The 18841-nt window shown below is 48.3% G+C and carries 18 protein-coding genes; all 18 read right to left on the bottom strand.

Going from position 1 to position 18841, the window contains the following annotated elements:
- Nucleotides 1–3: 3 nt before the first annotated feature.
- The gene (fliN, locus tag VOA_RS02880; RefSeq protein ID WP_001129787.1) at nucleotides 4–414 is read right to left on the bottom strand and encodes a flagellar motor switch protein FliN; all 411 of its coding nucleotides are present in this window, start codon (nucleotides 412–414) and stop codon (nucleotides 4–6) included.
- 73 nt (nucleotides 415–487) lie between these two features.
- Nucleotides 488–1537 carry a flagellar motor switch protein FliM gene (fliM, locus tag VOA_RS02875; RefSeq protein ID WP_000130770.1) on the bottom strand — a complete coding sequence of 350 codons (1050 nt, stop codon included), beginning with the start codon at nucleotides 1535–1537 and terminating at the stop codon, nucleotides 488–490.
- A gap of 7 nt (nucleotides 1538–1544) precedes the next feature.
- Nucleotides 1545–2048, bottom strand: coding sequence for a flagellar basal body-associated protein FliL (gene fliL / locus VOA_RS02870; RefSeq protein WP_000796919.1), 504 nt, complete (start codon nucleotides 2046–2048; stop codon nucleotides 1545–1547).
- A 34-nt stretch (nucleotides 2049–2082) separates the two neighbouring features.
- Entirely contained in the window at nucleotides 2083–4068 is a 1986-nt protein-coding gene (locus VOA_RS02865; protein ID WP_001102168.1) for a flagellar hook-length control protein FliK, read from the bottom strand.
- A 193-nt stretch (nucleotides 4069–4261) separates the two neighbouring features.
- Nucleotides 4262–4705, bottom strand: a complete 444-nt coding sequence (fliJ, locus tag VOA_RS02860; RefSeq protein ID WP_000367973.1) for a flagellar export protein FliJ — start codon at nucleotides 4703–4705, stop codon at nucleotides 4262–4264.
- A 14-nt stretch (nucleotides 4706–4719) separates the two neighbouring features.
- Nucleotides 4720–6039: a flagellar protein export ATPase FliI gene (fliI, locus tag VOA_RS02855; RefSeq protein ID WP_000880267.1), complete on the bottom strand. Its 1320-nt coding sequence runs from the start codon at nucleotides 6037–6039 to the stop codon at nucleotides 4720–4722.
- A 3-nt stretch (nucleotides 6040–6042) separates the two neighbouring features.
- On the bottom strand, nucleotides 6043–6843 hold the full coding sequence (gene fliH, locus VOA_RS02850; RefSeq protein ID WP_000012392.1) for a flagellar assembly protein FliH: 801 nt from the start codon (nucleotides 6841–6843) through the stop codon (nucleotides 6043–6045).
- Nucleotides 6844–6924: 81 nt separating this feature from the next.
- Nucleotides 6925–7971 carry a flagellar motor switch protein FliG gene (gene fliG, locus VOA_RS02845; RefSeq protein ID WP_001029881.1) on the bottom strand — a complete coding sequence of 349 codons (1047 nt, stop codon included), beginning with the start codon at nucleotides 7969–7971 and terminating at the stop codon, nucleotides 6925–6927.
- Entirely contained in the window at nucleotides 7964–9706 is a 1743-nt protein-coding gene (gene fliF, locus VOA_RS02840) for a flagellar basal-body MS-ring/collar protein FliF (RefSeq protein ID WP_000752734.1), read from the bottom strand. The genes fliG and fliF overlap by 8 nt, the downstream gene beginning before the upstream one ends.
- A gap of 15 nt (nucleotides 9707–9721) precedes the next feature.
- Nucleotides 9722–10033, bottom strand: coding sequence for a flagellar hook-basal body complex protein FliE (gene fliE, locus VOA_RS02835; protein WP_032468380.1), 312 nt, complete (start codon nucleotides 10031–10033; stop codon nucleotides 9722–9724).
- A gap of 75 nt (nucleotides 10034–10108) precedes the next feature.
- On the bottom strand, nucleotides 10109–11545 hold the full coding sequence (locus tag VOA_RS02830; RefSeq protein ID WP_000079332.1) for a sigma-54-dependent transcriptional regulator: 1437 nt from the start codon (nucleotides 11543–11545) through the stop codon (nucleotides 10109–10111).
- A 2-nt stretch (nucleotides 11546–11547) separates the two neighbouring features.
- Entirely contained in the window at nucleotides 11548–12597 is a 1050-nt protein-coding gene (locus tag VOA_RS02825; protein WP_001277174.1) for a sensor histidine kinase, read from the bottom strand.
- A gap of 115 nt (nucleotides 12598–12712) precedes the next feature.
- Nucleotides 12713–14176 (bottom strand): sigma-54 dependent transcriptional regulator, encoded by a 1464-nt coding sequence (locus VOA_RS02820; RefSeq protein ID WP_001190979.1) that lies wholly within the window; start codon nucleotides 14174–14176, stop codon nucleotides 12713–12715.
- Between the two features lie 232 nt (nucleotides 14177–14408).
- Nucleotides 14409–14819, bottom strand: a complete 411-nt coding sequence (gene fliS, locus VOA_RS02815; RefSeq protein ID WP_001214988.1) for a flagellar export chaperone FliS — start codon at nucleotides 14817–14819, stop codon at nucleotides 14409–14411.
- A gap of 10 nt (nucleotides 14820–14829) precedes the next feature.
- Nucleotides 14830–15135: a flagellar protein FliT gene (locus VOA_RS02810; RefSeq protein ID WP_000387034.1), complete on the bottom strand. Its 306-nt coding sequence runs from the start codon at nucleotides 15133–15135 to the stop codon at nucleotides 14830–14832.
- 1 nt (nucleotide 15136) lies between these two features.
- The gene (gene fliD / locus VOA_RS02805) at nucleotides 15137–17137 is read right to left on the bottom strand and encodes a flagellar filament capping protein FliD (RefSeq protein WP_000052028.1); all 2001 of its coding nucleotides are present in this window, start codon (nucleotides 17135–17137) and stop codon (nucleotides 15137–15139) included.
- 21 nt (nucleotides 17138–17158) lie between these two features.
- Nucleotides 17159–17620, bottom strand: a complete 462-nt coding sequence (gene flaG / locus VOA_RS02800; RefSeq protein WP_000405326.1) for a flagellar protein FlaG — start codon at nucleotides 17618–17620, stop codon at nucleotides 17159–17161.
- Between the two features lie 70 nt (nucleotides 17621–17690).
- Complete coding sequence (locus VOA_RS02795; RefSeq protein ID WP_000996998.1) at nucleotides 17691–18821, bottom strand: flagellin; 1131 nt, start codon at nucleotides 18819–18821, stop codon at nucleotides 17691–17693.
- Between the last annotated feature and the right edge of the window lie 20 nt (nucleotides 18822–18841).

Raw genomic sequence — 18841 nt, forward strand, 5'->3', positions numbered from 1 at the left:
TGGCTATCTCAGTTTCTTGATACGTTCAGTCTGGCTGATGACGTCGGTCAGACGGATACCGAACTTATCGTTCACCACCACCACTTCACCATGCGCAATCAGCGTGCCGTTAACCATCACATCCAGTGATTCACCGGCAATACGATCCAACTCCACTACCGAACCTTGGTTCAGTTGCAGTAGGTTACGGATACTGATTTTAGAGCGCCCCACTTCCATTGAAATGGTGACTGGAATATCCATAATGGTATCCAGCTTGCGGCGTTCGTCATCACTGATCGCTGGCGCAGTATTTTTTAACTCTTCGAGTGGGGCGGCCAGAATTTCATCCACATCAATATCTGGCGCACTAGGGTCTTCACCTAGTGCCGCAGCCCACTCTTCAGCCAATCTTTCATCTTCGCTTTTTGCCATCTTCAACTACCTATTGGTTCTGATCTTCATTCGCTGGGTAACAGCAATTTCACCCTAAATCATGTGCAACGGATTACTCGAAATCATCGTCTTCTGCATTTTCAAACTCGGCCATTATGTCTTTACCGAGGAAAGCGAGATCCGTTTTCACCACATCAGGGCGTTTGATTTTTTCGGAGACTTGCACCGCGAGCTTCTCTCCGGAGCGGCCCATTTTAACGCGGTAAGTCGGTAATTCTTCAACAAACATCACCGCGTGTTCAGGCATTTTGATCGGGATAACATCACCGACTTGCAGCTCCATTAAATCACGTAGCGCAATATCCATTTCCAGCAGGTTAACTCGGAAATTGACGGGGACATCCATGATCTCTTCACGCAGTGCAGTGCTCCAACGCACGTCGGTTTCCATTTTGTCCGACTGCACACCTGCATCAAGCAGCTCACGGATTGGCTCCATCATGGAATACGGCATCACCATGTGGAAATCGCCCCCGCCACCATCCACTTCAACGTGGAAGGAGCTGACCACAATCACTTCGGTCGGACTGACAATGTTCGCCATACTCGGGTTGACTTCGGAATCGAGGTATTCAAACTCAACCCCCATAACCGGAGACCACGCTTCTTTGTAGTCTGCAAACACGATTTTGAGCAGCAGTTGAATAACGCGTCGTTCAGTCGGAGTAAATTCACGACCTTCAATCCGTGCATGATAGCGTCCATCGCCGCCAAAGAAGTTCTCAACCAAAATAAACACCAAACGCGCTTCCATGGTCACCAACGCGGTGCCTTTTAAAGGACGAAAGCGCACCATGTTCAAACTGGTGGGAACATATAACGTGTTTTGGTATTCACCAAACTTCATCATCTGCACGCCGTTGATTGAGACTTCAGCGGTTTTGCGCAACATGTTGAAGAGACTGATGCGTAGGTGGCGAGCAAAACGTTCATTGATAAGCTCCAGAGTCGGCATTCGGCCCCGGACGATACGATCTTGGGAAGAAAAATCGAAATTCGTGGCACTGGGGCCCGATTTGGGGAGTTCCTCTTCTTCCTCATCGACACTATCCACCCCATGGAGTAGCGCATCAATTTCGTCTTGGCTTAATAAATCAGTCACATTTCACCTATTGCATCACAAAATCGGTAAACAGCACTTTTTCAATAATGGGTTTGCCCACGGCTTGGTTGAGTGCCGCTTTGATGTCATCAGTGGCTTTATCGCGCAATTCAATACGGCCGTTCGGCGTACGCAGTTGCTCAACAGTCGCTGAAGCAAAGGTCGCCAACAAGGTACTTTCCACTAAAGGGGAGTGGTAACGCGCTAAGTTCTCGTTTTCACTGCCGCGCACCATCAATTGCACTTTGATTTGCACTAAACGGTCTTTTTCATCGCCAGTAACATTAAACACAAACGGCTGGGCAATGTTGACATAGGAAACCGGATCAGCAGGAGTGGCAGCTTGTTCTGTTTTTTGCTCAGCTTGAGCGGCTGCCTCTCCATCACCAGAACCCATCATAAAAAATGCTGCACCACCACCGCCAGCCAGTAATACCACGGCAGCGATAATGATGATCAACAATTTCTTTTTCCCTTTGGGGGCATCTGCAGCTTGTTCTTCTTCGGCCATAATTGCCTCTGTATGTGGTTAATTTTGTATAAGTTTAAGCGTAATAACTGATTCCATCACGCTTTGTTGCCACATTCAAATCAAGTTTGACGTCGGTATCAAGGTTTTCTTCGCTATTGTGCTTTTCGTTGCGTGCTGTTTGACCAAAACCCGACTGTTCTTGACCAGAATAACGCTGCTGTTGTCCTGCACTTTGCTGTTGTACTGAAGTATCACCCAACTGGACACCTTGCTGAGCCAACATTTCACGTAACCTTGGCATGGTTTGTTCTAGCGCATCACGTGCGTGTTGGTTCGCCACGGTGAAATGCACGGTTGCACCATCACCTTGCATGTTCATGCGAATATGCATCCGTCCCATTTCCGGTGGATCAAGCCGAATATCGATGTTTTTCAGATTCTTCGACATCATCACCTGTATACGTTCAGCAAGTTGATCAGCGGCCATCTCTTTGTTCAGATGTAACGGTGTTGCACTATTCTGTACCGCTTGTGACTCTGCTCGATGTAACGCCTGATTTTGCCCCACACCCTGCCCCGCAGCCGCAGCAATTTGCTGAGCCAGTCCCTCATGTCCGGAATCATTCGTTGCACGGCGTTCATCACCGCCAGCCAAGGCTCGCCCGCTGAGTGCAGCAAGCATAGCAGAACTGGCTGCCAGTTCAGGATTGACGGTTGAAGCAGGGTTAACCATAGGATTCACCGCTACAGCTTGTGGTGTTAAAGCCGCCATATCAATTGGAGTGGCTGCCGTTGGATTAATAGGCACCGTGGTGGTGGCTGCTTGTTGTGCCGCGAGATGGGCAGGTGTTACCCCCTGAGCAAGGGATTGAACCTGCGGATTCACCGCCTGAGCCTTGGTTTTCCCACCTTCTGCCAACAGCTCTTTTAACTCGGGAGGTAATGAAGCTAATTCAGCATCTGTCGGTACTTGAGTCGCCCAAGGAATGGCCACTTTACCACTCCCCACCGTTGACGAATTAAGTGCATCGCCTATTGCTTGAGCTGAGACACTCATCGGGATTTGAGCCGATTGAGCTAAACGGGCAGGTTTGCCTTTCATGGCTAACTCATCACTCATAAGAGCCGCTTCGGGCTTAACCAAAGCGGATGCAGGATCAACGGCCATCTCTTGTACAGCTGCCGCAGAGGGATCACCTTGGGCTACTGTCGCACTGGTGATAGCTCCGCCTAACAAGGCAGCGGCCATTAATTCATCTTGATTGCTATCCCCTTCATTTGCAGCATCTGAGGCTTCATCTTGTGGATTGACAGCGGGTACAGCCGCCTCTGCGCTGAGCTGATGTTGAGAATCAAACGGCAAAGTCGGTTCCAATTCCCCCTTGGTTGCCGCCAAGTCAGCCGAGTGCTGATCTAAGGCTTGACCATGCTGAACAGGCAAAGTTTTGCCGTTGGATTTGCTGAGTGCTTGGTTCGCCTCTTGCAAACGACCAAGCAATTGATCGCCATCGCTCATTGCCTGTGCGGTTTTGCGTTGTAATTCATGGTTCACCGCCTCATCACTGGCAGGCTCTTGCTTGGCAACCCATTTTGCAATCGAAGCTGGCACTGCGGCTGTCGAGGTTTCATCCGCTTCGCTTTCCTGCGCCACCTTGGCGGAGGTGATTTCACCTTTCGCCTGTGGTGGCATTTTCTGCTCCGCTTGCAGCTCGGCCTCGCTCAGTTCCGCTTCACTCAGTAGGTCGGTGTCGGCAGCACTGGCTAAGACTTGATCCGCTTGTGCCACGTCATCAGTTTGCGTTGTTTTAGCGGTGGAAAGTGAGCCATCCTCAGAATCAATTAGCGCATCTTCGGCCGTATCCCCTTCTGCATTGGCGGCGGAAGCCTTGACCGAAGTCGTCTCATCCGACGTTGTCTTACTGCCAAAAATAAGGGCTTGTAACTGAGCAAAAAAGCCACCGGACGATTCGGCCTCTGCCACTTCTGCGCCGACCGTACCGTTTTTACCTACGGTGGTCACTTTACCCGGTTCAATTGGAGGTGTGAGATTCACATTCATATTCGCTACTCGCACAGTGGAATGGGAGTTCAGGTGCTACCATAGTGGCAACCCCATGCTATTCAACTCATCAGTAACCATGGGCTATTAACCCCGCTTAGAGAAGATCTAGCAAGAAGCACGCCAAGTAGCCGTTTTACATCACTGAAAAGAGGGGGAAAGAAGAAATTTCGCTTGGGTGGTAAAGGTAAGATTAAGAAGAGATACGACGACGGTTAAACATCAGTGTGGAAAATTCATCCATCTGTTTTTGTTCACGTTTCTCTTGAAGCTGTTGACGCTCTGTCTGCTTTTTCTCAAGCAACCATTGATAGGATTTACGCTTTTGACGCATGCTCATCCAGTGCTGCTCGCAGTTTTCCACTTGCATAAGAAAGTGCTGCTCAGCACTCTTCTGCTTAGCCAATGTTTCATCAAGCTGAGTCAGGAAACGGTTTAAGTGCCCATATTGGCTGGCAGTTAAACCCGATTTACCTCTCTCCACCAATTGCTGACAATACTCTAAACGGTACTGTTCAATTTGGCGTAGCTGGTGGTAATAACCATCCAGTTCGCTGCGCGCTTTACTCAGTGCTAACACGGCTTTGTCTTCTCCATCCTGAGCTTGCTCAAGCAGAAAATCTAATGCGTTATCCATTTAAAGCTCCGCAGTTACGAACTGAGCACATGACGCAGCATATTGACGCACATGTCATAAGGAACACTTTCTTTCATCGCCTGTTGCAAATACTGATCCAACTTAGGTTTGAGAGTAAAGGCTGCATCAATCGCCTTATCGGTTCCCGGTTTATAAGCACCAATCGATACTAGATCTTGGTTCTTACGGCAGACCGAGAGGATCTGTCTTACCGCTTTTGACATGAGTAAATGCTCATCGGTAGTGATCTGCGGCATGACTCGACTCACCGATTTTTCAACGTCGATTGCAGGATAGTGCCCAGCGTCAGCCATTTCCCGTGACAGCACAATGTGACCATCAAGAATTGCACGAGAGGCATCCGCAATCGGATCTTGCAAATCATCCCCTTCGGTCAATACGGTAAAAAATGCGGTGATAGAACCTTGATGCGGTCCACCGTTACCGGCTCGCTCAACCAGTGCCGGAAGTTTAGCAAATACCGAAGGCGGATAGCCTTTGGTGGCTGGAGGTTCGCCAACAGACAGCGCAATTTCCCGCTGTGCCTGTGCAAAACGGGTTAACGAGTCCATCAACAGCAGCACATCTAAACCTTGATCGCGAAAATATTCGGCGATGGTGAGTGCGGTTTGGCAACCTTTTAAACGCATCAACGGTGAAGAGTCAGCTGGGGCGGCGACCACCACTGAACGCTGGCGGCCATCCACACCAAGGATCTCTTCGATAAATTCTTTAACTTCGCGTCCCCGTTCACCAATCAATCCAACCACCACGACTTGAGCGGTAGTACCTCGGGTCATCATACCGAGTGTGACCGATTTACCCACACCGGAACCAGCAAACAAACCAATCCGCTGCCCTTTTCCGACCGTCAGTAAGCCGTTAATGGCTTTGAGACCAACATCCAAAGGCTCGCTGATCGGTTTACGGGCAAGTGGGTTAATTGGCGCAGCATTGAACGATGCGCGTTGATCTGTGTAGAGAGGCCCAAGACCATCAAGAGGATTTCCGACCCCGTCAATCACTCGACCGAGCAGCTCCATGCCAACAGGCAAGCCTGATTCAGAAGTTATAGGCGTCACTTTCGCACCGGGAAGAACGCCGATAATCTGTTCGCTAGGCATCAAAAAGAGGTTATCGCCAGAAAAACCCACCACTTCTGCTTCCATCTCACCGGTCATGGTTTCGACTTTACACAAGCTCCCCACAGGCGCTTTGCAGCCAGTAGCTTCTAGCGTAAGGCCAACGACACGCACCAGTTTGCCCGAAGCCATCGGTCTGGTGGTATGCCCTTCCACTTTGTATTGAGCAAGACGATCCGCTAATGCCAACATCCGTTATTCTCCTGAATGGTGACGATTGACGCCGCAAAAACTTTTCAACACGCTACGGATACGATCTTCCATTCGATAGCTGACACTGGATTCCCCCGCTTCAATCTGCACATCACCACGACTCAAAGCCGGTTCACTGAGCAAAGTCCAGTTGCGAGTTTCGATTTCCTGCTCACCATACGCTTGACGAATGATCTCAATATCTTCTGGATTAAGTTTGAAGGTGATTGCGTGACCTGCAATCGGCAGAGCTTCGACTGAGGCTTTAACGGTATCGAGGATCACTTGAGGATTGGTTTGTACTTCAACATGCACCACTTCTTTAGTGAGCGTGAGTACCATATCCACCAACTGTTTTTCTACTTGGGCATTCAGCAAATCCAGTGGCTGAGCAAATTGATTAGCGAGTGCCATGAAGGTTTTGACATGCTCTTGGATCAGCGCTTGTCCCTCAGCAACCCCGTCTTGGTAACCTTGTGTATGCCCTTCTTGGTGTCCAGCTTGGAAACCTTCCGCTTTGCCTTGTTCCAAACCTTGCTGATAGCCTTCCGCTTGTCCTAGCTCAAAGCCTTCTTGCTGAGCGGCGGAACGGATCAGTGCAATTTCTTCTTCGCTTAATTCGTGTTCGACTTCCGCTTCAGGCTCCTCAAAATTTGGAACCCAACCCGGATCGTAGTTGAAGGCGGTCTGTTTGGCCGCTTTGTGTGTGTCGGCGCCGTAATCCGGCAGCCCCCACCGTTGAGGAGTGACAGACGCATCATCAGCGCCTGGGCGAATAAAACCGCGCTTTCTTTCACCAGACATGGGGTTCCTCAATCATGCAACAAGTGCAGGTAAATCACGTCATCAATGTAAAGCGGATCTGCTCGCACAGATCCATATCGATTACAAGAATTCGTCAGCACCACCGCCTAGCATGATTTCACCGTTATCAGCCATGCGGCGGGCAATCGCCAAAATTTCTTTCTGTGCAGTTTCCACATCGGAAACTTTGATTGGTGCCATCGCCTCGAGATCATCTTTCATCATCTCAGCAGCACGCTTCGACATGTTCTTGAAGATCTTCTCGCGCAGTGCTTCGTCTGCCCCTTTGAGGGCTTTTTGCAATACATCTTGCGGAACATCACGCAGCAATTTTTGAATCCCTTGATCGTCGACTTCGACCAAGTTCTCGAATACAAACATCAGATCTTGGATCTGAGTCGCCAAATCTTCGTCGTGTTCGCGCATCTGTTCCATCAACACGCTTTCGATGTTGTTGTCCAAATAGTTCATGATATCCGCCGCTGCTTTCAGGCCGCCAATCTTGGCAGCTTGTGCTCCAGCTTGACCCGCGAACTGCTTCTCCATAATTTCGTTCAACTCAGCCAATGCAGAAGGCTGCACTTCTTCCAAGTTGGCAATACGCATCAGCAGATCTAAACGGTCACGCTCAGCAAACTGCGCCAAGATTTCGGCCGATTGGTCTGGTTCGAGGTACGACAGTACGATGGTTTGGATCTGCGGGTGTTCATTAACAATAATGCTCGCCACCTGACGAGGATCCATCCATTTCAGAGAATCCAGACCTTTAGAGCCTGTGCCTAATAGAATCTGATCCACCAAGTTATTGGCTTTATCGGCACCCAATGCGGCCACCAAGGCATTGCGCAGGAAGTCCTCACTGCCCATACCGATGTTGGTGTATTTCTGAATATCCTCCAAAAAGGCGCGATGCACCGCTGACACTTTGGTTTGACTTAAATCTTTGGCACGCGCCATTGCGCTACCCACACGTTGTACCTGCTTAGGCTCAAGGTGGCGAATGATGCCTGCGGCGTCTTCTTCATTTAAACTCAGCAACAGAATTGCGGCTTTTTCTTCACCGGGAATTTCACTGACATCAACGGTTGACTCAACCACTTCTCCACCATTTTGATCATCTTTAGCCATTTTGCATCCAGTTCTTCACCACTTGAGCCGCGAGTTCCGGCTCGTTTGCCACCAAAGCACGTACTGCTTTTAGCACGTCTTCGTCCTTGTGCAGGTTAGGCAAGTCAATGCCTGAACCAAATTCGAACAGTTCACCACTGTCAATTTCGCTGCCAATTAAGCTGGTTTCACCATCCGCCCCGATAGGCATACCATCTGGGCCATACATTTGATCATCCGAGTCTGCCGCTGGGTTGATAAGTTTTTTCATTGCAGGGCGAACCAATACCAGTACCACAATGATGATAACAAGCGCACTGGCTAGCCAGCGAATCCAGTCATTGAAGTTTGGATTTTCCCAAATAGGAATATCGGCAATCTGCTCAGCTTCAGGCTCAGCAAATTGCATGCTCAACACATTCAACAGATCGCCACGATTTTCACTATAGCCTACTGTGCCAATCAGGATCTGCCGAATCGAATTCAGATCGGCTTCGCTCAGCGGAGTATACGTAATTTCCCCCGTATCGGGATTCACGTTAGAACGACTTTTTACAGCCACTGCAACGGTTTGACGGTTAACAACTCCAGACTGTTTACGTTCGTGACTAATGGTGGTGTCGAGCTCAAAGTTACGCGTGGCTTCTTTGTGCACTGAACCTTGCCCCATCACTGACCCATCTTTCATCTGAGCCACATCTTGTGGGATCGATGCATCGGCTGGAGGTTGGTTACTCAGTGCTCCGGGTACGCCAGCAACAACATTGCCGTTGTTGTAATCTTCTAATGTGTACTCACTGCGTGTTGCCGGTGTATTCGGGTCAAACACTTTACGCGTTTGTTCCACAGCACTGAAATCAAGTTCAATATCCACTTGAGCGGTATAGTTACCCAGACCAAGGATCGGGATCAGAACGGAATCGATTTTGTCACGCAGCACATCTTCTTGCTGTTTTTCCAGCTCTTGCTCTTTACGACGCGCTGCTGATACCGGATCTTGCGAGCCTGAACTGAGCAAGCGACCATGCTGATCGGTCACGGTGACTCGACTTGGTTTCATCCCAGGAACCGCGCTCGCCACCATATCGACCACTGCATCAATTTCTTCTTGTTTCAGATTGGCACCGGTGCGCAGACTTAAGAAAACAGAAGCGGAAGCCTCTTGGTTTTGGCGAACAAACACACTTTGCTTGGGTAAGGCGAGCAGCACGCGCGCCTTGTTGATTTGACGCATCTCTTCAATGGCTTTCGCCAATTGGCGTTCACGGCTCAGTTTCAAGCGCTCTTGTTCCAAACGCTGTGAAACCCCAAAGCCCATGTCTTGCATCAAAATTTCGTCGCCCGCTTGACGCTCTTGGTTTAACCCTGCGCGCACCATGGACAACTTGAGACTGTTGTAATCACTGACTGGCACTAAAATGGTGTTGCCATCGAGTTTATATTGCTGTTTTTGTTGGTCGAGGTAATCCAGTACTGGGATCAGTTCTTCGGTTTCGTAAGCGCCGAGTGGACGCATGTCCGGTTCACGAACCCAAAAGAACAGCATGACGATAAGGGCAACACAGATCGAAATGGAGAGTACGAGCACCACTTGGCGCAATAAATCGAGATCACCAACGGTAAAGTCCATCTTGCTACTTTTTTCGTTGATGTCAGGGTTTTGCGTATCGTGGTCAAGATCCGAGCTTGCCATTAAAGCATGCTCACCACTGCTGTTGCTCAACGCAAGATCGGTTGTTTGTTTATCATCAGCCACAGTTTGCTACCCAAGTTATACTGGCATGTTCATCAGTTCTTTGTACGCTTCGACTAATTTGTTACGTACTTGAATGGTGGCTTCAAAAGCCACTGTCGACTTGTTACGGGCGATCATTACATCAGAAAGCGAGATACCTTCATCACCACGATCAAAGCGCATTTGCATATCGCTTGAGTTTTTTTGTAGGCCGTTCACGTTATTGATCGCGTTATTCAGCATTGCGCCAAAGTCTGCGCCAACTTTCTGACCTGTGGATGCTGGTTGAGCGTTCATTGCCTCAAACATCATCGCTTGCATTTCGCTATTTAAACCGTCAAGTCTCATTGCTACCTCTGATGCCAAATCTTTGACTCAAAAATTCTGTTCCTAACTCTAAAGAGCAATTTATATGCCATGCCCTCAACCGGGAATATCAATTCCCGCATCACGCATTTTAGCGAGTTTATAACGCAAGGTTCTTGGACTAATACCCAGTTTTTCCGCCATCTCTTTACGGCGTCCCTGACATTCGGCCAAAGTATCGAGAATAATGGCAAACTCTTGGTCACGTAGTTCACCACCTAATCCAGAACCAGATGCTGATGCCGTCTGCGCGCCTACACCTTGTACTAGCGATTTAAAGACTTCAGGCTCAGCAACAGGTTTAATCTGTGGGGCAACCACTGACTCACCAGCCACAACTTGTTGCAAACTGCTCGCATCGTGCCAATCAACCCCTTCAAGCAGGATGTGCTCACTCTGGATATGGCCGTTTTCACTCAAAATCAGCGCGCGCTGCACCACGTTATCCAACTCGCGCACGTTGCCCGGCCATGGGTAATTCAGAAGTTTAGCCACCGCATTTGGCTCAATGCTCGGTACTGGCAAGCCCAGTTTTTTACAATGACGTTCAATGAGGTGATTCGCCAAAGGCTCAATATCATCTCTACGCTCACACAATGCAGGCCAAGTTAATGGGAACACGTTGAGGCGATAGTATAAGTCTTCACGGAAATGGCCCGCTTGCACGTACTGTTTCAAATCACGGTTGCTGGTCGCGAGCACACGAACATCGAGCTTGATACTTTTACGGCTTCCCAAACGCTCCACTTCACGTTCTTGCAACACCCGCAGTAACTTAGCTTGCAGGTTCAGATCCATCTCGCTGATCTCATCGAGCAAAATGGTACCACCTTGCGCTTGTTCAAACTTACCGGGACACGCTTGCACAGCACCGGTAAACGCGCCTTTTTCATAACCAAACAGCGTCGCTTCGAGCATGTTGTCAGGAATCGCCGCACAGTTAATCGCGATAAATGGGCCATCTTTACGGGGGGAAGCGTTGTGAATGTAGCGTGACATCACTTCTTTACCGGAACCACTGGGTCCTAAAATCATCACGTTGGCATCGGTTTTCGCGACTTTGTCAGCTAATGCGAGCAGCTTAAGGCTTTTGGCATCCGCCACCACCGCATCACCATTGTCATCCGATTTAACTGGCGCATAACGGCTGACCATATTCAACAGAACTTCAGGTGCAAAAGGCTTTGCCATGTAATCAATGGCACCATCTTTCATTGCAGATACGGCATCCTGAATGTTGGCATAAGCGGTCATCAACAAGACAGGCAGGTTTGGCCAATGTTGCTTTATACTGCGCAACAGAGCCAAGCCACCCATGCCCGCCATTTGCACATCAGAAACCACAATATCCACACTGTTAGATTTGAGTTTGAGTAAAGCGTCTTCCGCGCAATCGGCTTCCAGCCACTCATAACCCGCTAAAGCCAAGGTGTCGATCAATGCTTCGCGAAGACCTTCGTCATCTTCTACGATTAAGACTTTGCTTTGAGCCATCTTCACTCTCCCGTTTCTGAGTTTGAGCTATCTGCCTGACGTTCCAGAGGAATGCACATGGTGAAACAAGCACCTTCCCCCTCTTGGGATATCAGTTCTAACCGCCCACCATGGGCGCGACATACCATTTGTACCACCGACAAACCAAGACCTGTGCCTTGTGAACGAGTGGTGAAAAAGGGTTCCATAATTTTGTGTTGTAGTGCCTCTGGCACTCCAGGGCCGTTATCTTGCACAGAAATTTTGAGTTCGCCATTGACTGGGCGGAAAAACACATCAATTTGTGAGCCTTTGCCAGCAATTTGTACTGCATTCATCACTAAGTTACTGAGCGCAGAGGCTAAAGCATTGGCGTTGCCCAATAGCATAGTTTCTTCATTTTCGACTTCTTGCCCATAATCGATCAGGTTATTTTTCAGTGCGGTTTCGACCATAGGCATAAATTCAGAGGCTAGCTCACCAATCGAAAAAGGCATAACCACTTTATTATCGCCCCCTTTGGCAAAGAGCAGCATATCGTTGACCTGTTTTTCTAGATCGTGCAATCGATCAACCAGTTTACTTTGGAAACGATCTCGCGTTGCAGGAGGCAGATTGGGGGCAGCGAGGTTTGCGGCATACAACATGGCACTGGAAAGCGGTGTGCGCACTTGGTGAGCCAACGATGCGACCATACGCCCTAGCGAGGAGAGTCGTTGCAAATCACTGATCCGCGACTGCAATAGGCGTGTCTCGGTTAAATCTGTAATGAGGATGAGTTGTCCTGTGGCGGAGGCCGAAATCGCTAACCGAACTTTACGCCCATTACGCAGAGAGATTTCGTGACCATCATCTTCACGGGGAGCAAAAGCAATTTGAATGACGCTGTACCATTTCTCACCAACTAAAGGAACATCCAGCAAACGCTGCGCCTCTGGGTTGGCTTCACGGACTATACCTTGAGTATCAAGTAAAATGACGCCAGCAGGCATCACATCCAGCACTTGTTTATAGCGCTCAACTTGATCTTCTAACGAATCCAAATGGGAATGCTGCTCTTGCACTGCGCTCATCGTCCACTCTCTGTATTTAAATGCAACAATGGCCTGACACGCAAGAGTCATGCCAAGCCATTATCATTCAAAATCAACAAGTTAAATCATGCCAATATATTGACTATGGTCTTCCTTAGCGTTGCATATTGTATTTGCGCATTTTTTCAACCAAGGTGGTACGATGCATACCGAGCATATCTGCCGCTCTGGCGACCACACCACCTTGTGCTTCCAACGCTTGATTGATCAAATTCACTTCAAGATCAGCCAGTAACTCTTTCAGATTGACCCCTTCCGGCGGCAAAGCTTGTGGCGCATCAATATCGGTAAACTCATGTGGCTCTTCAAAATCAAAGTCTTCCGAGAAAATCCCTTCCAGCACATCACGCTCTTGCTCTTCAACCGAGCTAAAACGGCTAGGTTCAGGCTGAAATTCCGGAATATCACTGTAACGATATTTGGTCGGCAAGTGATTCACATCAACCAAACTGTTTGGATACAGGATGACCATACGCTCAACTAAGTTAGCGAGTTCACGCACGTTACCCGGCCAATCATGCTCCATCATCGAGTTGATTGAACGAGGCGTGAAGCAGATAGGTTGTGCACCTTCTGCTTCCATACGAGTCATCAATTCTTGCAGCAATAGCGGAATATCTTCCTTGCGATCACGCAACGCAGGCATTTCGATCGGGAATACGTTCAAACGATAGTAGAGATCTTCACGGAATTTTTGTTCCTCGATCATCTCTTCTAAGTTACGGTGGGTTGCCGCAATCACACGCACGTTCGCCTTGATGGTGCTATTGCCCCCAACACGTTCAAAGCAACGTTCTTGCAGTACACGCAGCAATTTAACTTGCATACTCATCGGCATATCACCGATTTCATCTAAAAACAGCGTGCCACCATCAGCCAATTCAAAACGACCTTTACGTGAAGTTATTGCTCCCGTAAACGCCCCTTTCTCGTGACCAAATAGTTCGCTTTCCAGCAGTTCTGCCGGAATGGCTCCGCAGTTAATAGGAACAAAAGGGCCATTACGACGCCCTGAATGGTAATGAATATTGCGCGCAACAACCTCTTTTCCTGTACCTGATTCCCCTAGAATCAGCACATTCGCTTCCGTAGTGGAAACCTGTTCGATCAAATGACGAACTTCTTGCACGCCCATGCTCTGCCCAACAAGGCTGCGAAATAATGTATTTTTGCGTGCCGTTGCGAGGACTTGAAAACCTTTGCGCCCAAGAAACTCTTTACAATGACGTAATGCATCACTCAATTGTGGGTAATTCAGCGGAAAGTCTAATTCACCCACATAATTGGGAAATTCTTCTAAGGAATATGGCTGTTTATTTGCCATCAATAGCGGAATATGGTTTGCCTTGGTCAAAGATTGAATTAATTCTTTAGAAAGCGTTTGACCACATAACGAACCTAAAATGCACCCCGCCCACACTGCAGACCAATTGACTTGGGCAATCTGAGTAGACTCAATGACCTCACACTGCTCTCCTACAAATTCTAAAATGACACTAAGGTTGTGCCGGATAGCGGCATCGTCCTCAATCACAAGTAGTTTCGCTAAACTTTGCATAGGTGAGATTATTTGCCTTTATTATAAGAAGTTGTGGTTGCACCTTTTGAAGATCATTCTCAGGTGATTGATTTTTTATATATAACCTGAATAAACGATAGACAATTTGTGGAAATCAGCAACAAAAAAAGCCACTTGGCTAGTTAGTGGCTTCTATTCTATTTAAATCAGCAAATAAGGCAACCAAGCATTTGCTGGGTGTGATATCCGTTAAGAGTTTCCCTGACGGAAATCAAATACCGACTTCGGCTGCCGTTAAGTTGTGAAATTCAGGAGGGATCTGATCCCAAGCCGATTTTATTTCACGGATTATCTCGATCACGTCATCCAGCATTTGCGGATCATTTTTATGGTTGGCTTGAGTAATTTGGTTAACCATAAAGTCATACAGTTGATCAAGATTTTTGGCAATATCACCACCATCGTCCATCGATAAGCAACTGCGCAGACTGATGATGATGTCTAATGCCTTACCCAAACGCTCACCTTTCACAGGGATATTGCCTTGCTGCATCGCCGCTTTACCTTGAATCAAGCGCTCGATCGCTCCGGCCATTAACATCTGGACGATTTTATGCGGTGAGGCCGCACTTAGCTGGCTATCCACTGATACTTTTTTGTACGCCTGTAAAGAACCACGCATAGTCTTCCTCTTATAAAAACTTTTTGTATTGTTGAACCGATTTATTTCCGTGGCGATATTTATAAAGTGTTTGGCCTATCGCCGCCGTTTTTAACTGCATCTGTTCAACGAGTTGTTGAGTATTACTGATTGCCTTGAGCCATAAATCGGACTGCGCCAATTCAGGATGCTCAGCTAAATAACCTAACAAGCTATGCAATAGCTGTTCCCTGTTATCGACCAACTGCAAAATATCTTCAGCATGAATGTCGTCTTCGGCAAGAAGAGATGCAATTTGTTGATCGAGATCACTCAATCGTTGCAGTTCTGCTTCCACATTAACCACCTAACGCATTCATCATGCCAGCTAGTTGAGATTGCATTTTGCTGGTGGCATCTTGCATAGCACTGAATTTCGAGTGAGTACGTTTCTCCAAGCTATCCATGCGGCGATCCAACGCACGTTGGTCATCATCCAGTCGATAAGTCTGCTCATTCAAGCTCTTTTCACGTGTCCGAATAGAGCCGGTTACTCCAGTCATATTCGAAATCGCATCTTCAACGCGTTTGGCAAAACCTTGATTACCGCCAAAAAAATCGCCCAACTTGGTGAAGTTGCTATTTAATTGGCGATTGAGCATATCATAGTTGATTTCGAGCGTCCCTTGTCGGGTAGTGGTGATACCAAACTCGGTAAGCGATTTTAAATTGTCAGGTGCTTGTTCAATACTCGATGAAAAGACTGTTTTTAAACGTGAATCAGCACTTCGAACTATGCTGTCTCCCGCCAGAGGCCCAGCTTGTCCTGTACGGGGATCAACTCCAGCCAATTCTTTGCTGGTTTGGAAAAACTGGTTATAGGCGGCGACAAACTGCTCAATGTCGGTACGCACCCGATCGCGATCATACTCGATACCGATTTCGGCGGGAGTTTGGTTGCGATCCGTTTTTCCTTTTAAGGTAAGATTGACCCCTTCAATCGCATTTTCGATGATGTTGTTGTTACTGGATAAGGTGGCTACCCCATCCAACACGACCATCGAATCTTGCGCCGATTGCACTTCGGTCATACCGCCATAGCCATCAAACGCACTCTGTGCAGCATTCAAGGCGGCTTGTGCTTTTTCTACTTGTTCAATGTAGGCGCGCTCTTCGGGGCTGAGTTTAGCGCGCGCTTGCGCTTTGGCTTCTTCCGGCGTCATTTTTCCGCTGCGAATCGCCGCTTCAATATCTGCCTTTTCTTGAGCCAGTTTTTGTTCTAGTTTTTGCTGTGCTTCTTTAGGCGTCACGTAAGAGTCAAGCAATGTGCCAGATGCCGTATTGCTCCAACCAGGCACATCAGACGCTTTCTCGCTGCCTTTCGCATCAAGCTCTTCCTCAGGTTCCCAGTAGGAATCAAGTAAGGTGCCTGAAGCGGTTTCACTCCAGCCAGGAATTCTGTCTTCTGGTTTAAGGTATTTTTTGGCTTCACTTGCTGCACTCGCAGCGGCTTTGACTGCGCTATCGGTGAGTTCACCAGCATTACTGGCTTCTCCCACTGCACCTTGCGCGTGTTGGGCGGCATTACGAATCTCTTGCGCTACTTCTTGATCAACTACGCGTGCCGCATCACCAATTTTTTCGGCGACTTTTGCCGCAACTTTCTGTTGCTCAGGCGTCAGAGGGGTAATTAATTGCTGTGCTTGGGCGCGCGCTTTTTCTAAATCACGTACCCGTTGTTCTAATGTTTTGTATTCAAGTTGTTTGAGTGGATTGCCAGGCTCCGCTTGAGCCGACATTTTTACACTGTTGTCTTTGCCCGATACGTTAGAGGCGACAATCAGCCGTGGCCCTTCAACATCGTTAATGATGGAAGCACGCACGCCTGGGTTGGATTTTTCACCATTGATCCCACGAACGATATCGACCAGTTTGGAGTTGGCTTGTACATCCAGAGTAAAATTCTTATCGCCTAATGAAATTTGCAGCTTGCCCGGGCCAAACTTTGCCTCTTTATCTAATACTTCAGAAGCAATTTTATGACTTTGAGCAAGCTGCAACACATCGACGGAATAGTTGCCAGCGATCGCTTCCGTGGTGGCAGTCGCGGAGACGACCTTTTCATCACTGGTGTCGACTTTGCGTACTGCAAAAGCCTTCTCCTGACGAAACTGGGTCATCAGATTTTTCATCGTATCCAGCGACTCTCTGAGCCGACCATAGGCACTGATACTGGTGTCAATGTTGGTGCGCTCATTGTCAATGCGTTGCTGCTTAGGTACGCGCTCCGCACTGACAATTTTGCTGACCATGCCATTGATGTCAAAGCCAGTATTCATCCCCATCGGGCCTAAACTCATTCAATCACCTCAAAAACCGTGTTACACCTTTGCCATGAGTAAACCGGATCGATGATCCTGTTCACGAGCAAGGCGACGCAATACCTCAAGCATTTCTTCCTCGGGGATTTGACGAATGATATCACCCGTCGAGGCTTCATAAATGGTAACCACCTCACGCCCGGATTCTTGATCCAATCTGAAAGACAGGCCTTTGTTGATGGATTTCACGAACTCGTTCATTTGATCCACCATTTTGGCAAGCTGCTCCTCGTTGAGGCGTTGGCGCTGTCTAGCTTGCTCCATTGCCGTATCAACCGATTCTTGCTGCTTTGCCCTGGCCTGCTCAGAAAAGTGTTCAGATAATTTATCTGCACGCGAAACCGAGCGGCTGTTATCCCCTGAAAGCGAAACGCTTTTTGCATTATCGTTTTCTGAAGCAATTTTAATGCCACTTTGCGAGCCGTAAGGCTGGATGTTCGATGCGTAGGATGGTATTTCCATAACAATCTCCCTCCACCTTATAAGTAACATTTACTGCATGTTACTTACTAGCTCGTGTGAGCTCAAAGGGTTACCCCAATAAGCTCAGAGCTGCAGATGGTGACTGCTTCGCTTGCGCCAGCACCGAGGTACTTGCTTGTTGCAATATCTGCGCTTTCGTCATCGCCGTGGTTTCACGAGCATAATCGGTATCACGGATACGGCTACGAGAGGCGTTCACGTTCTCGTTAACGTTATCCAAGTTACTGATCGCGTGACCAAAACGGTTCTGGAATGCACCCAATGAAGCACGTTGGCTATCCACCGCTTTCAATGCACCATCCAGTACTGAAACGGCTTCTTGTGAACCCGCTACAGTGGAAACATCGATATTCGCCACAGTCACATCGCGACCTGCATCGAAACCGATTTCACCACCGAGTCCACCGCCAATCGTCACATCACCATTCACTTTTTGCGATGAAGCAAACAGTTGCATTTTACCGTCTTCACCTACTGAGGCTTTAACGTCATCGGTCTGACCGTTGATATAGGTCGCAAGCTCTTCTAAGTCGTCACCTTGTTTGGCATTAATGGTCACTTCACGTGCTTCACCCTGTTTATCAGTGTAGTTCAGGGTAAGGTCTGTTGCAGCGCCTACACGCCAGTCTGCGGCTTTCCCGTCTTGAGCGCGATAGCTTTTACCGCCCATCGCTTGGGTATCCGAGCGCATACTGCCCATGCTGAGCATGACAGCTTCTCCCGAATCAGCACCAATCTGGAACGATTTATGACCAAATGAACCGTTAAGCAGCTTGTTACCACCAAATGAGGTAGTTTCTGCAATACGATTCAGCTCATCATTGAGGGCGGACACTTCTTCTTGAATCGCTCGGCGTTCAGAAGAGGAGTTCGAACCGTTGGAGGATTGCAACGAAAGATCGCGCATCCGTTGTAAGATGTTGGTCGTTTCGTTCATCGCCCCTTCCGCAGTTTGGGCGATAGAAATACCATCGTTGGCGTTTTTCACCGCCATATCCAAACCACGACTTTGCGATGTTAAACGGTTAGAAATTTGCAGACCTGCGGCATCGTCTCGGGCACTGTTGATTTTGTAGCCGGACGACAAACGCTCCATTGATTTCTGCATACCATCAGCAGCGCCATTCAAATATCGCTGTGCGGTCATGGCAGACACATTCGTGTTTACATTAATTGCCATATTGATCTCCTTAGGCCGAT

It is taken from the genome of Vibrio sp. RC586, assembly GCF_000176715.1.
Taxonomy (GTDB): domain Bacteria; phylum Pseudomonadota; class Gammaproteobacteria; order Enterobacterales; family Vibrionaceae; genus Vibrio.